This window comes from Flavobacterium alkalisoli, assembly GCF_008000935.1.
In the GTDB taxonomy this organism is placed as follows: Bacteria; Bacteroidota; Bacteroidia; order Flavobacteriales; family Flavobacteriaceae; genus Flavobacterium; species Flavobacterium alkalisoli.
In genome coordinates this window covers 3,927,883-3,942,964 of record NZ_CP042831.1, presented here as the reverse complement: position 1 = coordinate 3,942,964, position 15,082 = coordinate 3,927,883, and the positions used below count along the sequence as shown (strand labels likewise).

Sequence of the window (15,082 nt, the reverse complement as noted above, 5' to 3'; positions counted from 1 at the left end):
ACTTGTTAAATGATTGGTAGTCAATATTTTCATTGAAAATAATGAAAAAAAAATTCACTGCGCATTTTCATTGCGCATACGTACGGCCATATTTGCAATGTCAGGATGAGACATTAAAACCACACCTTATCAATTTTAAGTTTAACAGTAAAAGATTAGTATTATGAAATTCAATTTTTTAGCCAAAAACAAAAACATAACTGTAAATCACCAAGGAGCTAAAGCTTATAAAGTTACTCCCGAAATGGAACTGTATACAGCAGTGGTTACAACCGGGCTGAGTGATACATTTTACGAATCGGGAAGCGAAAGACTTAAAAGAATTATAAACCTTATGGCTTTATGTGATGCCGAGTTTGTTGCAAAGTTAGCCGTTTATGTTAGAACACAAATGTATTTAAGGAGTATTCCTTTAGTGCTTTCGGTTGAACTTGCAAAACAGGCGTCGGGTACTTCAATAGTAAGTAAAACAATAAACGGAGTAGTACAGCGTGCCGATGAGATTGCCGAGCTTTTAGCTTACTATCAGATAGCAAACAAAAGGCAGGGTGCAAAAAAACTGGGAAGCCTTTCTAAGCAGGTACAAAAAGGACTTGCAGAGTCGTTTAACAGGTTTGATGAATACCAGTTTGCCAAATACAACAGGAAAACAGAAGTGAAACTTAAAGACGCCCTGTTTTTGGTTCACCCTAAAGCAAAAGATGAGAGCCAGCAGGAAGTATTTAATAAGATTGCTGCCAATACACTTGCTGTGCCTTATACATGGGAAACTGAGCTTTCTGAACTGGGAAAAACCAGGTTTGAGAATCAGGTTGTTAAACAGATGGCAGTTGCTCAAAAATGGCAGGAATTAATAGAGAGTAAAAAAGTAGGGTATATGGCTATAATGCGTAACCTGAGAAATATACTTGATGCAGGCGTTTCCGTAAATCATATTAAAATGGTTTGCAGTTATATTTCTAACGAACAGGCTGTGGCAACATCTAAACAATTGCCTTTTAGGTTTCTTGCAGCTTATAGAGAAGTTAAAAAGCATGAATCGAAATATACCTCTATGGTTCTCGAAGCTCTTGAGGATGCGGTAATGCATAGTGCTAAAAACATAAAAGGTTTTGGTGTGAATACATCGGTTGTTATTGCCTGCGACGTTTCAGGTTCAATGCAGCAACCTGTTTCGGCAAAGAGTAGTGTAATGCTTTATGATATAGGCCTAATGCTGGGTATGCTTATGCAGTCGCAATGTAAAAATGTTATAAGCGGTATGTTTGGCGACCGTTGGAAAATAATAAACATGCCAAGGAGAAATGTACTGGCAAATGTACTGGAGTATTACAGAAGGGAAGGTGAAGTAGGTTATGCTACAAATGGCTACCTGGTTGTTAACGACCTTATAAAAAGAAAAGAGGTTGTAGATAAAGTTATGTTGTTTACCGATGTGCAGATGTATGATAGCACAGGCTTCAATTCGTTTGAAGGCTCATGGAAAAAGTATAAGGAAATAGCACCAAATGCCAGCCTGTATATATTTGACCTTGCAGGGCATGGTAAAATGCCTTTAGATATAAAAAGAAATGATGTGTATTTGATAGCTGGCTGGTCTGACAAGATCTTTGATGTTCTTAATGCTGTAAATGATACGGCAATTGCTATGGAAAAGATAAGCCAAATCAAATTGTAGATCGCTTCCGCAGCCGGGGATGCTGCGGAAGCTTAATAAAAGTTCATAAACATAATAAAAACAGGTGCCGTAAATAAGAGTTACTCCGTAAGTTCTGTGTCACAGGTTCAAATCCTGTCATCGTAAGATGTAGCTCAGTCTGGTAGAGCAAGAAACTCTTTTTGCCTTTTGCCCTGTTTGAATTGTAGATTGCTCCTGCAACAGGGGATGTTGCGGGAGCTTAATAAAAGCTTATTAGATGAGTGCCGTAGGGAAGAATTACTTCGTTGGGGTTAACACAATGCAGTTTCAAAAGCTGCTATCCTGTAAAAGGATATCGTCTAATTGGTAAGACTTGTTAGAGAGGTCTTTCCGGTTATAGCCTCATCTTAATATAACAGGTGCCGTAGATAAGAGTTACTTCGTCCATTCCTGAGACGGGAGTTCGATTCTCCCTTTCTTCGAGAAAGTGAAAGATATAGCTTAGATGGTAAGCGCGGGAAATAGTCTCTTTTCGTTTGTAGCCCTGTTTTAAAATAAGGATGCCGTAGGTAAGGGATACTTCGTCACCACTTAGGGGGAGGAATAGCGTAGTCATTTTAATATGGCAAGGCTATCCGGTTCGACTCCGGCTTGACATGCCCCCGTTCTCTTACCGTTTTTTGCTCCTTTGTTCTTTAAAAAATTGTTGAGTGCCGTAGGGAAGTGTTACTTCGCCTGGCTGATTAAAGCGGGTTCGAATCCTGCATGTCACTTCCTGCTTATAGCCCCGGCAGTAAAAGAGTGCCGTTGTAAAGTGTTACTTCGTTTCCAAATCGACATCTTACATCACTTTACGCTTATTGCCTCTTTTTCTATTTAAAAATTATAAATTAAGTTTAAAGCAACCATTGCAAACATAAAAAGTTATGGAACGATTAATTACAGGAACCGATTTATTGACTATCGGTTTTAAAGAAAACACGGTTTTAGGGCATGCCTTAACATTGGTAAATGAAAAATATGCTTCTCAGGAAAAAGAAGAAGTATTGGCTTTATTAAAGAAAGTAAATGATTATCCGGAGAATTTTCTTGATGACGAAGTTTTAGGAACACTGGCTTCGGCAATGATAGAGGAAGCAAACATTTTGAAGGAAGACGAAATACCTCTTGTTGAAAATCCGGAGACGTATACTATATATGGTGAAAAACATATAGAAGAAGGGGCGAAGACCCAAATGGATGTGGCAATGAAACTGCCGGTAACGGTAGCGGGGTCTTTAATGCCCGATGCCCATCAGGGATACGGCCTTCCTATAGGTGGTGTGCTTGCAACAAAAAATGCCATAATTCCTTATGGGGTTGGGGTAGATATAGGTTGTAGAATGGCACTGTCGGTATACGATATTCCTGAAGGATTCTTTATGGAAAATCAGGCTAAGTTTAAAAGGGAGCTTATTGCTCAGTCTAAATTTGGTGCAGGGCAGGGTTTTAAAGGGAGAGATAAAACGACTCACGATATATTAGACCGTGATGAGTTTAATATGAACCAACTTTTAAAAAGCCTCCAGGATAAAGCCTGGTCTCAGTTAGGTACTTCGGGAGGAGGTAATCACTTTGTGGAATTTGGTATTATAGAGTTTGAACAAAGAGATGAGATACTTAACATAGATAAGGGACGTTATGTGGCTTTGCTTACCCATTCGGGTTCACGTGGTTTGGGTGCTACTATAGCAGGACATTATACCAAGCTTGCCAAGAGTATGTGCAAACTGCCAAGGGAAGCTCAAAACCTTGCTTATCTGGATCTTAGTACTCAGGAGGGGCAGGAATACTGGATGGCTATGAACCTGGCTGGAGATTATGCATCGGCCTGTCATCAGGTAATACATGATAAGATGGAAAGGGCTTTAGGAGGTAAAGTGCTGGCTAAGGTAGAGAATCATCATAATTTTGCATGGAAGGAAATCCTTAACGGAGAAGAGGTAATAGTACACCGTAAGGGGGCAACACCGGCCGGTAAAGGGGTTATGGGTATTATACCGGGTAGTATGACGGCACCGGGATTCCTTGTGAGAGGTAAAGGAGAAGAAAATTCCATTAACTCAGCTTCACATGGAGCGGGAAGGCAAATGAGCCGAACACAGGCTATAAAAAGCATTACCCGAGATGATATGAGACAAGTACTTAAAGACCATGGCGTGACCCTTATTGGGGCAGGAAAAGATGAAGCGCCTATGGCTTATAAAGATATCAACACCGTGATGGCCTCACAAACAGACCTTGTGGATGTCGTGGCTAAATTTACCCCTAAAATGGTAAGAATGGCCGATGACGGAAGCCGGGAAGATTAACAATGGGTGCTAAGGGAGACAGTTTTTCTGTCTCCCTTTTTTTATTTGTCTTTGGTCATAAATTCAATTCCCTATCTTTGTAAAGATAAAAGTATAATTGGTGAAAACTTTCGGGGTAATAGTATTGGTTATAGTGCTTTTTGCATTAAGCACCGCTAAAGTTGATGATAAAAGACTTACAGAAGATTTTCATCACACTATAGTTATGAAAGATACAGCCAACTGGGCAGAAATAAAGATGGATACATTAGACATGGTCAATAAAATGGCTTATGCCGATACTGCTAATTTTATGAAGCAGAAAATTTATCCCTGTGCCCGATGCTTTTTAAGGCCGGAGGTAGCAGAAGCTTTAGAAAAAGCTAACATGCTGGCTAATGCTAAAAACCTTAAATTGGTTATTTTTGATTGCTATCGTCCTTACGGCTATCAGCAAAAGATGTATGAAATTGTAAACAATCCCAAATATGTTGCTCCGCCGGGTAAAGGCTCTAATCATAACAGGGGAGCAGCAGTAGATTTATCTCTGGCGGATGAAAACGGTGATTTGCTTGACATGGGTAATGAGTTTGATGATTTTTCAAGCCTTTCCCATTACATGTCTGATAAGATATCTGAAAAAGCGCAAAATAACCGAAAGCTGCTTAGAGTTATAATGAATGAGGCAGGATTTACACCTTATGATAATGAATGGTGGCACTTTGATTACAGAAAGAAAAAATATGAGACTTCCGATTTTAGATGGGAGTGTAATGAACAAACACAACAATAAATAAAATGGAACTTAAACTGCACAGGCCTATATGTTTTTTTGATCTGGAAACTACAGGTACAGATATTACTAAAGACAGAATAGTTGAAATAGCGATACTTAAGGTATACCCTAACGGAAATAAGGAAAGCAAAACCTGGCTTGTAAATCCGGAAAGGCCTATTCCGCCACAGTCTACAGCTTTTCATGGTATAGACGATGAAAAAGTGGCAAACGAGCCTACCTTTAAAGATCTTTCTCATCAGGTGTATAATATGATTAAGGATTCTGACCTTGCCGGATATAATTCAGACAGATTTGATATACCGCTTTTGGCAGAAGAGCTTTTAAGGGCAGGTGTTGACTTTGATATGAAAAACAGGGTAACTGTAGACGTGCAGACAATCTTCCATAAAAAAGAAGAACGTACCCTTAGTGCTGCCTTTAAGTTTTATTGCGGGCAGGTGCTTGAAAACGCACATAGTGCAGCGGCAGATACCAATGCTACTTATGAGATATTAAAATCGCAACTGGACCGGTATGAAGATCTTAAAAATGATATTAAGGAGCTTTCGGAATTTACAACCCGTAAAAAAGCAGTAGATTTTGCAGGTTTTATAGTTCTTGATGATGATGGGGAAGAGATATTTACTTTTGGTAAGCACAAAGGTGCAAAAGTGGAGAAAATACTGGAGCAGGAGCCCGGTTATTTCGGGTGGATTCAGAATGCCGATTTCCCTTTATACACTAAAAAAGTGCTTACAGCTATTAAATTAAGAAAATTAAATAATAAATTAGTATAAAATAATCCCCACAAGATAACGCATACGCATGAAGATAATATGCATAGGCAGGAATTATGCCAGCCATATAGAGGAACTTAAAAACGAAAGGCCAGATGAGCCTGTTATTTTCCTGAAGCCTGACACGGCAGTAGTGCAAAAACAGTTTCCATTTGTTATACCGGAGTTTAGTAACGATGTACACTATGAAGTAGAAGTACTTGTTAAGATAAATAAGGTAGGTAAGTATATAGATGCAAAATTTGCCCATAAGTATTATGACGAGATAGGTTTAGGTATCGATTTTACAGCCAGAGACATTCAGGCAAAACTTAAGGAAAAAGGGCTGCCATGGGAAAAAGCCAAAGCGTTTGACGGTTCGGCTGTAATTGGGGATTTTATCAATAAATCAGAATTAGGATCGTTAGACAGCATAAACTTTGAGCTTACCAAAAATGATGAGGTAGTACAAAAAGGCAATACCCAAAATATGCTTTGGAAGATTGATGAGCTTGTTGCTTATGTTTCGCAATATTTTACATTAAGAACGGGAGATGTTATTTTTACCGGAACGCCGGAAGGCGTGGGCAAAGTTAACCCCGACGATGTGTTGGAAGGTTCGATAGAAGGTAAAAAATTATTCAGGATACAGGTAAAATAATGGCTTTACACTATAATTTATCCAAAGTATATGCGATTTCCGATAACGATGTGGATTTTGCAAGGCAGATAATGGTACTTTTTACCGAAGAGGTTCCGCCGGAAATTAAAAATATAAGGCAGGGACTAAAAGAAAAGGATTATGAAAGGGTATACCATGCTGCACATAAAATAAAGCCTACGCTTGATATGCTGGGTATGGACCTGGCTTATGAGGATGTTTTGTCTATAGAGACATGGAGCAGGAGCGAGGGTAAGAAAAAGGAAATTAAAGAGGTGTATAAGAGTCTTAAGGACAGGATAGACCATGCACTAAAAGAAATAAAAAAAGATTACGGCCTTTAATAGATATGAAAGCAGCGGTTGTTACCATTGGGGATGAGATCCTGATAGGGCAGATTGTGGATACCAATTCTGCTTTTATCGCAAAGTCTTTAGATAAAATAGGTATAGGAGTAGTTGAAATGCTTTCCATAAGCGACAGTCGTGAACATATACTGAAAACGCTGGAAACGCTGCAAAATAAGGTGGATTTGGTTGTCATGACAGGAGGACTTGGTCCAACCAAAGATGATATTACCAAAAAGACCCTTGCAGAGTATTTTAACGATGACCTTGTGACTGATGAAGCGGTTCTTATTCATGTTGAAGAACTGATACAAAAGGTTATGAACCGTCCGGTTTCGCAGATGAATAAAGACCAGGCGCTTGTACCCTCAAGAGGGACTGTGCTTTTTAACAGGGTAGGGACTGCACCAGGGATATGGATGGAAAACGAAAATACCGTTTTTGTGTCGCTGCCGGGTGTTCCTTATGAAATGAAATACCTAATGGATAATGAGGTTATCCTTAGGCTTATTTCTAAATTTAAAAGGCCTTATATACTTCATAAAACCATAAATACATACGGACAGGGAGAAAGCCTTATTGCCGAGCGTATTGAAGACTGGGAGAACAACCTGCCGGAGTTTATTAAACTTGCTTACCTGCCAAGTCCGGGTAAAGTAAGGCTTCGCCTTTCGGCAAGAGGTATCAACGAAGAGTTTTTACAGGAAAGCATTAAGGAAGAATCTGAAAAGCTAAAAGCTATAATAGGCGATATTATAGTTGGTTATGAAGAGGAAGAATCGCTTGAGGTTGTTTTGGCAAAGGTTTTAACGGAACAGCGTCTTACCATATCGGCAGCCGAAAGTTGTACAGGGGGCAGGATAGCGCAAATGCTAACTTCTCTGCCGGGGTCTTCGGCTTATTTTAAAGGAAGCGCAGTGGCTTATGCTACCGAAGCAAAAGTTAATATACTAAAGATAGACCAGCAGCTTATAGATATATTTAGTGTGGTAAGTCCTAAAGTGGCCGAAGCGATGGCTTTGCAGGCAAAGAAGATTTTTGGGACAGATTATGCCGTAGCAACCACCGGAAATGCGGGGCCTACAAAGGGAGATTCTGATGCCGAAGTGGGTACGGTTTTTATAGGTATAGCTACTCCAAAAGGCGTTTACAGTGAGAAGTTTGAGTTTGGTCAGCCCCGTGAAAAGGTAATAGAACGTGCGGCAAATAAAGCTTTGGAAAAAATTTATCAGGAAATTTTAAAAAACTGATTGATTATGTTTGTGTAATAGTTTTATTTTTTGTTACTTTGCACCCTGATTTTGAATAACGATATAAAAGCGATAAATAATGTCAAGAGTTTGTGCCCTTACTGGTAAAAAAGCGATGGTTGGAAATAACGTTTCCCACGCAATGAACAAGACTAAGAGAAAGTTTAGTGTAAACTTAGTGAAGAAGCGTTTTTATCTTCCTGAAGAGGACAGATGGATTACTCTTAGGGTAGCTGCTTCTACTATCAAGACAATTAATAAAAATGGTTTAGCTGCTGTTCTAAAAGACGCTAAAGCTAAAGGATTTATTAAATAATAATCCGTACCTAAATAAATATATAGCAAGATGGCAAAGAAAGGTAACAGAATCCAGGTAATTTTAGAGTGTACTGAGCACAAAGCTTCTGGCGTACCAGGAACTTCAAGATACATCACTACTAAAAATAAGAAAAACACTCCGGACAGGTTAGAGATCAAAAAATTCAATCCTATCCTTAAGAGAGTAACTGTTCATAAAGAAATAAAATAATATTACGTCATGGCAAAGAAAACCGTAGCATCGTTACAGACAGCTTCTAAAAGGCTAACTAAAGCTATCAAAATGGTAAAGTCTCCTAAAACAGGTGCTTATACTTTTGTTGAGAGCGTAATGGCTCCAGAATTAGTGGATGATTTTCTTAAGAAGAAATAATAAGTCCTAAACATATATAGAAAAGCTACTTTCAGTAACGGGAGTAGCTTTTTTATTTTCTATATTTACCAAAGGAAAAACGAGACTAAAAAAGCATATGAACTTCTTTAAAAAAATATTTTCTTCTGAAAAGAAGGAAACTTTAGATAAAGGTCTTGAGAAAACTAAAACTTCTTTTTTCTCTAAGTTATCTAAAGCTGTAGCAGGTAAATCTAAAGTAGATGATGAGGTACTTGATAATCTTGAAGAGATACTTGTATCATCTGATGTAGGTGTAAATACTACCCTTAAAATTATTGAGCGTATAGAAGAGCGCGTATCTAAAGATAAATATTTAGGTACAGATGAACTTAATGCTATATTAAGAGAAGAGATTGCAGGCCTGCTTTCGGAAACCAATACCGGAGAAGCTACAGATTTTGAAGTTCCGGCAGACAAAAAGCCATATGTACTAATGGTGGTAGGTGTAAATGGTGTGGGTAAAACCACAACTATAGGTAAACTTGCTTACCAGTTTAAAAAAGCCGGGCACAATGTGGTGCTTGGTGCTGCCGATACTTTTAGGGCTGCTGCTATAGATCAGTTACAGGTATGGGCAGACAGGGTAAATGTACCAATCGTAAAACAGCAAATGGGTAGTGACCCGGCTTCTGTTGCTTTTGATACGTTACAGTCGGCCGTTAAGCAAAATGCTGATGTTGTTATTATAGATACAGCCGGAAGGCTTCATAATAAAGTAAACCTGATGAACGAGCTTACCAAAGTAAAAAGGGTAATGCAAAAAGTAGTGGGCGATGCACCTCATGATGTGTTGCTTGTACTTGACGGTTCTACAGGTCAAAATGCTTTTGAACAGGCTAAACAGTTTACTGCTGCAACAGAGGTAACCTCACTTGCCGTTACCAAACTTGACGGAACGGCAAAAGGAGGTGTGGTAATTGGTATTTCAGACCAGTTCCAGATACCGGTTAAATACATTGGTGTGGGTGAAGGAATTGAGGATTTACAGGTATTTAACAAGTATGAATTTGTAGATTCCTTCTTCAAATAAATTTTTTACCAATAACCAATTAACTAACTAAATTAATCACCTTACAAGATGAGATTTTTTTCTTTGCTGGCAATATTCCTTATTGCTGTGGTTTCCTATGGCCAGGATATAAAAGGCTATTATATAACTAACAGTGACACTAGGATAGATGTCTATTTTAAACCAACAGATTTTGCAAAAACTGATAAGATTCAAATCAGGCAAAATGAAACAGGGGAATACCAGTCTTTACCATTTTTAACAGTTAAAGAATATGGTATAAGCGATCAGTTTAAATTCATAAAAAGAACAGTTAAAGTCGATAAGTCGAGATCTGATTCTCAAAGATATTATAGTACTTTTAAAGAGGCTGAGTGGGAAAAGACTGAGCTTTTCCTGAATGTACTTGTTGAAGGAGATGCATCTTTATATTCAGGCTACTTTAACGAAGAGAAAAAATATTTTTATTCGATAGATTCCAAAAAAATAAAAATTACCCAACTGGTACACAAAATGTACTTATACGGAAATGAAGTAAAAGAAAATAAAGAATACCAGCAAACCCTTTATAATGAGGTTAACTGTGGAGACAGTTCCGTTAACTTCGGGACTCTGTCTTATAAAGAAAGTTCTCTAAAGAAAGTTTTTGAAGTTTATAATAGTTGTAAAAGTTCACAATACAAAGTTTATGATAATAAAGGCTCATTAAAAATAGAATTGCTGGTAAGTGGTTATGCCGGACCAACAATGAATATGTTAGCTACAAAAACACAAGGCGGAAGCGGTAATGACAGTAGCATAGGTTTTAATTTAGGAGCTGAGGCTGTTATTGTAATGCCTGCAGGTAATTTGGGAGGTTTTTTCAGACTTGAATATGCAATGGCAACAGAGCTTGAAACAATAACACCTTTTGCAAATACAAACAGGCTTGTTGAACAATCTGTTCTTAATGCCAGCTTTTTTAGCGCTGTTTTAGGACCCAGATATTTTTTAAGTGAAAATAAAAACAAAAAAGGGTTTTTTATTGACGCCGGTTTTGGAATGAGCTTTGCTTTTGGTGATTTAACCAAGAATCAGTTAGCGACAAATGCTCAAGGTGAATATTATACGGCTTCAACTCAAACGTATAATCTGGCTCATAATTTTTATCTGACTGCCGGTTTTGGTTATGCCCTTTCAGAAAATATGGGACTTGAAGTAAGATATGATACTCCGAGAGAAGTGGTTGACTATAACAGTAACTATAAATTCAGTAAACTGGGATTGAATTTTAAATATACATTCTAATAAAGAAGCCGCTCATTGAGCGGCTTCTTTATTCTATAACAGCATTTATCTTTTGCCATAGGTTATCATCAAAACCCGAAAGGGCAAAGTTTTCGCCATCGGCTGCATTACCCATTCTTATTACCACCATCTTTTTAGATGGTATTACATAAATCTTCTGGTCATTTTTGCCTAATGCCATATACATATCATTAGCCCCGGAAGGGATAATGCTACCGTTAAATTCAAACTGTGTTTGCGGCAGGTGGTAGCTCTGCTTACCGTTAAGCCACCATAAATAACCGTAGCCTTTGTTAATATCCTGAGAGGTGTTTACAGCCTCGTTAAAATAAGTTGTATTTATTATTTGGGTTTCTTTCCACTTTCCGTTATTTAATGCTAAAAGGCCAAATCGAGCCATGCTTCGTGTAGTACTCCAGTAAACACTAAGGTCATCGCCGCTATCTATCCATACGCCTGTCATTCCTATAGGGTCTCTAAGTTTGGAATTGAAATAACCGCTCCAGGTTTGGTTGGTAGCCTGTGCCACAACATCCTGTAGTTTTACATAAACATTATGGTAGGCCCATCGGGTGCCGGCATCGGCTACGTATTGCAGGTTTTCTGGAGAAACATCATCACCCAGAGAATCGTCAAGGCCGGAACTCATAGTAAGCAGGTGTCTGCAGGTTATAAGGTTCTCTTTATCTAAATTAGCACTTGTCCATCCTGTGCCTAAATAATCGGATACTTTGTTGTTTATATTGATGTAATTTTCCTGCTGGGCAATTCCTGTTACTGTAGACGTAAGGGTTTTTCCGGCACTTGCCCAATACCAGGGGGTAGTGGCTGAATGCCCGTCAAAATAGTTTTCCATTACAATCTTACCATTTACAAGTATCATAAACGATTTGCTGTGTTTTTCTTCAAGATATTGTAAGAGTGCAGGTACGGCACTTTCATTCCAGCCCAACGAAGCCGGACTGGTAGTTTCCCAAACATCGGTATTGTTGTCAGGGAAATACATGCTTTCTTCAGGGGTAGGGCTAGTATCCGGATTGTTACTGTCATCGGAAGAACTACAACTAAAAAACAGGACACCTGTAAGTAGTAAAGGAAATAATTTTCTCATATAATTTTTTTGTTAGCTGATGCTAAAGATATTAAATACTTGTTTTCGTTAAACTACCGTTATAACATTTGAGGACACTTTTAAATGATTAAATTTGTGCTAACCAAAACAAAAAGATATCATGAAAAAACTATGCCTTTTTTTGCTAATGGCATTAGCAACTGTTTCCTGTTCCCAAAAAATTGAAGAGGCTAATCTGTATAAACTTAACGGATATTGGGAAATAAAAGAGGTTATAATGCCTGATGGACAAGAAAAAGAATACACGGTTAATCCTACGATAGATTTTTTTGAGTTGAAAGGAAAAGAAGGTTTCCGTCAAAAGGTAATGCCTCAGGTAGACGGTACATACAGAACCAATGAGCTGACAGAAAAGATCGCATTAAGTGAAGAAGACGGAAAGACTTATATAAATTATACTACCGATCATGCTAAATGGAAAGAGCAGATAATTGAGCTTGACGATGAGAACCTTGTTTTGAAAAATGAGCAGGATATAGAATACCACTACCAGAAACCCGAACCCTTTACTATAAAATAATGGCAAAACGGTTAAACGATCACAGTTCACTAGGTGATGTGCTTAAAGAAATTATCCAGAAGAATAACCTGCAAAAAGGTATGGATAAGATTGATGTGCGTGATGCATGGAAAAATCTTATGGGTAACGGGGTAAATAATTATACCAGTGAAATTATGCTGAAAGGTACTACACTTTATGTGGCGCTGACTTCGGCAGTTTTGCGCGAAGAGCTAAGTTTTGGAAAGGAAAAGATAGTGAAGATGATTAATGAAGAACTGGGTAGGGAAGTAGTAAAGGAAGTTGTTTTAAGATAAATAAATGTTTTTTCATTTCGAGCGCAATGCAATGTAGTCGAGAAATCTACGTCAAATTTTGAGATTTCTCCATTCGTCGAAATGGAAAAAGGCTGTCTATTTATAGACAGCCTTTTTTATTTCAGTTCGGGATTATATTCTTAGAACTGCTCTCTTCCTGCAAAGTGGAAGTTGCTCTCGATAGCAGCGTTCTCATCGCTGTCTGAACCGTGAACCGCATTTTCACCTACAGATGTAGCATATTTTTTACGGATTGTACCTTCAGCAGCATCAGCAGGGTTAGTAGCACCAATTAGAGCTCTGAAATCTTCAACAGCATTTTCTTTCTCAAGGATAGCAGCTACGATAGGTCCTCTTGTCATGAACTCAACAAGCTCACCAAAGAAAGGTCTTTCTTTGTGTACGGCATAAAATGCCTGAGCATCAGCTAAAGTAAGTTGAGTTAATTTTAGAGAAACGATTCTGAAGCCAGCTTCAGTTATCATAGATAAAATACCACCGATGTGTCCTTTTTCAACAGCATCCGGCTTAATCATTGTAAATGTCCTGTTTGTTGCCATAGTCTTTTTAAATTTGCTGCAAAAGTAGTGGTTTTTACATTAATAACTTTAATAAATTATTAATGTTTTTTTATTCTTTTTTACAAAACCACAATGTTAAACTCCTGCTCCAAAGGCTTTAAGTCGGCAAACAGTTTTTCGGTAAGCTTGCCGTCAAATTCAAGATAGAATTGTGAGAAGTTGGCTTTGCGTTCCTGCAGGCTTCTGCCCGGGAAAAGCTCATTTTGAAGTTCTGTTATACGCTCCAGCTTGTCGGCATGGTTTTTCTTTTCTGCCCTAAGCAATTTCTTTTCCAGATTTTCAAGCCCTTTCAGTTGTTTAAGCTCTTGGGCCTTTACGGCTCCGGTAAAGGTAGCGTCAGTTTTTGCAGCCATATCATACAGCTTGGCAAACTGTTGTTTTAAAAACTTTTTCTGTTCGCTAAAATCAAGGCCTAGTTCCGAGAATTCCTGAGTTTTTTTAGTAACAAGCTCCTGCTGTTTCATAAATATATCGCCCCACGTAAGGTTTAGCTTGTCCAGTTTGTCGGCCTGTTTTTGGGTAGTAAGTAGTACCGAATTACGTAACAGTAATATAGGAAAGGTAACCCCCGCCGACTCAAAATAGGTTTTTAACTCCAGCCAGTAAGCCAACTCACCTCCTCCGCCTATATAGCACAGGTTAGGCAATATAACCTCCTCATAAAGCGGACGCATAATAACATTAGGACTAAACTTTTCCGGATTCGACTCCAGTAAAGCCAGTATTTCTGCCTCGCTAAATTTAATTTCGGTATTGTTTACATAATAGGTGCCGTCCTGTAAAATAATACGTTCCCTTATGTTGTCTTCTATATAAAACAGGTTTATTTCCCTTGGGTTAACCTGTATATTGTAGTCTTTTAATAAGTGTGCTGTTTCGGCAACTTTAGTATGCGATGTCTGGTGTAAAAGCTCTTCCTTAACATGAGGAGTAAACAGTTTTTTAAGACTTGAGCTGTCTCCGTCTACTATTACCAGTCCTGTGTCGCCAAAAAGTCTGTTAGCCAGATATCGGGTGGCATCGGTAAGGTTACTGTGTTTTATGTAGGTTTCCCTAAACAGCTCTTTTAGCCATGCTGCATTGTTTCCGGGGCCAAGTTCTTTTTCAAAAACCTCAAGTACCGCTTCCAGTCCAAGAGTGGATAATCGACCTACAGGGCCTGAACTTTCCCTGTTCCAGCTTATTTTCTTTTCCTTAAAGTTAAAGTAGTTAATCTCGTCGAAGTCATGATCTTCGGTAGCCATCCAGTAAACCGGAACAAAATTGTATTCGGGATAGGTTTCAGTCAATTGCCTGCTAAGGTTTATGGTGCTCACGATTTTATACAAAAAGTAAAGCGGGCCCGTAAACAGGTTTAACTGATGGCCTGTGGTTATGGTAAAGGTATTGTCTTTATTAAGTAGCTCAATGTTTTGCTTTGTACTGTTAGATATGTTGAATCCGACATACTGCTGTTGCAGGGCATTTACTAAAACATTACGGAAATCACTATTGTAGTTGTGCTGTTTTTCAAGTGCCTGCTGCTTAAAGTTTTCCAGGGTAGGGAAGCGGTTGTATAACGGCTTCAGGTTTTCTTTTTGGTTTAGGTAATCGGTTATTAGTGGGGTAAAATATCCTGAACTTTGAAAGCTGATACAGTCTGACGGCATTGTAGTAAATTATTTTCCTGTAAAGTTAGCGAAAAAATGAATGCATATTTCTATATGAGTGATGTTTGTAAAATCCCAAAAATATCGACTATTTTAGCAGGCTAAACCATTACTG

At 38.3% G+C, this 15,082-nt stretch carries 17 protein-coding genes; 14 read left to right on the top strand and 3 right to left on the bottom strand.

Going from position 1 to position 15,082, the window contains the following annotated elements; all coding sequences use genetic code 11:
• Window positions 1–163: 163 nt before the first annotated feature.
• The 12 genes from FUA48_RS18030 (at window position 164) to FUA48_RS17975 (ending at window position 10,789) form a co-directional block, all read left to right on the top strand.
• Window positions 164–1,678 carry a TROVE domain-containing protein gene (locus FUA48_RS18030; RefSeq protein ID WP_147584883.1) on the top strand — a complete coding sequence of 505 codons (1,515 nt, stop codon included), beginning with the start codon at window positions 164–166 and terminating at the stop codon, window positions 1,676–1,678.
• 887 nt (window positions 1,679–2,565) lie between these two features.
• The gene (locus tag FUA48_RS18025; protein ID WP_147584882.1) at window positions 2,566–3,990 is read left to right on the top strand and encodes an RtcB family protein; all 1,425 of its coding nucleotides are present in this window, start codon (window positions 2,566–2,568) and stop codon (window positions 3,988–3,990) included.
• Between the two features lie 100 nt (window positions 3,991–4,090).
• A complete protein-coding gene (locus FUA48_RS18020) occupies window positions 4,091–4,762 on the top strand; it encodes a M15 family metallopeptidase (RefSeq protein ID WP_147584881.1) in 672 nt (223 codons plus the stop codon).
• 5 nt (window positions 4,763–4,767) lie between these two features.
• Window positions 4,768–5,544 carry a 3'-5' exonuclease gene (locus tag FUA48_RS18015; protein ID WP_147584880.1) on the top strand — a complete coding sequence of 259 codons (777 nt, stop codon included), beginning with the start codon at window positions 4,768–4,770 and terminating at the stop codon, window positions 5,542–5,544.
• A 28-nt stretch (window positions 5,545–5,572) separates the two neighbouring features.
• Window positions 5,573–6,184 carry a fumarylacetoacetate hydrolase family protein gene (locus tag FUA48_RS18010; protein WP_147584879.1) on the top strand — a complete coding sequence of 204 codons (612 nt, stop codon included), beginning with the start codon at window positions 5,573–5,575 and terminating at the stop codon, window positions 6,182–6,184.
• A complete protein-coding gene (locus FUA48_RS18005; protein WP_147584878.1) occupies window positions 6,184–6,528 on the top strand; it encodes an Hpt domain-containing protein in 345 nt (114 codons plus the stop codon). The genes FUA48_RS18010 and FUA48_RS18005 overlap by 1 nt, the downstream gene beginning before the upstream one ends.
• 5 nt (window positions 6,529–6,533) lie before the next feature.
• Window positions 6,534–7,781, top strand: a complete 1,248-nt coding sequence (locus tag FUA48_RS18000; protein WP_147584877.1) for a competence/damage-inducible protein A — start codon at window positions 6,534–6,536, stop codon at window positions 7,779–7,781.
• 79 nt (window positions 7,782–7,860) lie between these two features.
• Window positions 7,861–8,097 (top strand): 50S ribosomal protein L28, encoded by a 237-nt coding sequence (rpmB, locus tag FUA48_RS17995; RefSeq protein ID WP_129751777.1) that lies wholly within the window; start codon window positions 7,861–7,863, stop codon window positions 8,095–8,097.
• A 30-nt stretch (window positions 8,098–8,127) separates the two neighbouring features.
• On the top strand, window positions 8,128–8,310 hold the full coding sequence (rpmG, locus tag FUA48_RS17990) for a 50S ribosomal protein L33 (RefSeq protein ID WP_026981158.1): 183 nt from the start codon (window positions 8,128–8,130) through the stop codon (window positions 8,308–8,310).
• A gap of 9 nt (window positions 8,311–8,319) precedes the next feature.
• Window positions 8,320–8,472: a DUF4295 domain-containing protein gene (locus tag FUA48_RS17985; protein ID WP_129751778.1), complete on the top strand. Its 153-nt coding sequence runs from the start codon at window positions 8,320–8,322 to the stop codon at window positions 8,470–8,472.
• A 97-nt stretch (window positions 8,473–8,569) separates the two neighbouring features.
• Window positions 8,570–9,523 carry a signal recognition particle-docking protein FtsY gene (gene ftsY, locus FUA48_RS17980; protein WP_129751779.1) on the top strand — a complete coding sequence of 318 codons (954 nt, stop codon included), beginning with the start codon at window positions 8,570–8,572 and terminating at the stop codon, window positions 9,521–9,523.
• Window positions 9,524–9,571: 48 nt separating this feature from the next.
• Window positions 9,572–10,789: a hypothetical protein gene (locus FUA48_RS17975; protein ID WP_147584876.1), complete on the top strand. Its 1,218-nt coding sequence runs from the start codon at window positions 9,572–9,574 to the stop codon at window positions 10,787–10,789.
• A gap of 28 nt (window positions 10,790–10,817) precedes the next feature.
• Here FUA48_RS17975 and FUA48_RS17970 read toward each other — a convergent pair whose 3' ends face one another.
• Window positions 10,818–11,900 carry a serine hydrolase domain-containing protein gene (locus tag FUA48_RS17970; protein WP_147584875.1) on the bottom strand — a complete coding sequence of 361 codons (1,083 nt, stop codon included), beginning with the start codon at window positions 11,898–11,900 and terminating at the stop codon, window positions 10,818–10,820.
• Between the two features lie 121 nt (window positions 11,901–12,021).
• Here FUA48_RS17970 and FUA48_RS17965 point away from each other — a divergent pair, with 121 nt between their 5' ends.
• Complete coding sequence (locus tag FUA48_RS17965) at window positions 12,022–12,441, top strand: lipocalin-like domain-containing protein (RefSeq protein WP_147584874.1); 420 nt, start codon at window positions 12,022–12,024, stop codon at window positions 12,439–12,441.
• Entirely contained in the window at window positions 12,441–12,737 is a 297-nt protein-coding gene (locus FUA48_RS17960) for a DUF721 domain-containing protein (protein WP_129751782.1), read from the top strand. The genes FUA48_RS17965 and FUA48_RS17960 overlap by 1 nt, the downstream gene beginning before the upstream one ends.
• A gap of 140 nt (window positions 12,738–12,877) precedes the next feature.
• On the opposite strand, the gene FUA48_RS17955 is transcribed toward FUA48_RS17960, so the two are convergent.
• Both FUA48_RS17955 and bshC read right to left on the bottom strand, forming a co-directional pair.
• On the bottom strand, window positions 12,878–13,297 hold the full coding sequence (locus FUA48_RS17955; protein ID WP_129751783.1) for a nucleoside-diphosphate kinase: 420 nt from the start codon (window positions 13,295–13,297) through the stop codon (window positions 12,878–12,880).
• Window positions 13,298–13,377: 80 nt separating this feature from the next.
• On the bottom strand, window positions 13,378–14,967 hold the full coding sequence (gene bshC / locus FUA48_RS17950; RefSeq protein WP_147584873.1) for a bacillithiol biosynthesis cysteine-adding enzyme BshC: 1,590 nt from the start codon (window positions 14,965–14,967) through the stop codon (window positions 13,378–13,380).
• Window positions 14,968–15,082: the final 115 nt, after the last annotated feature.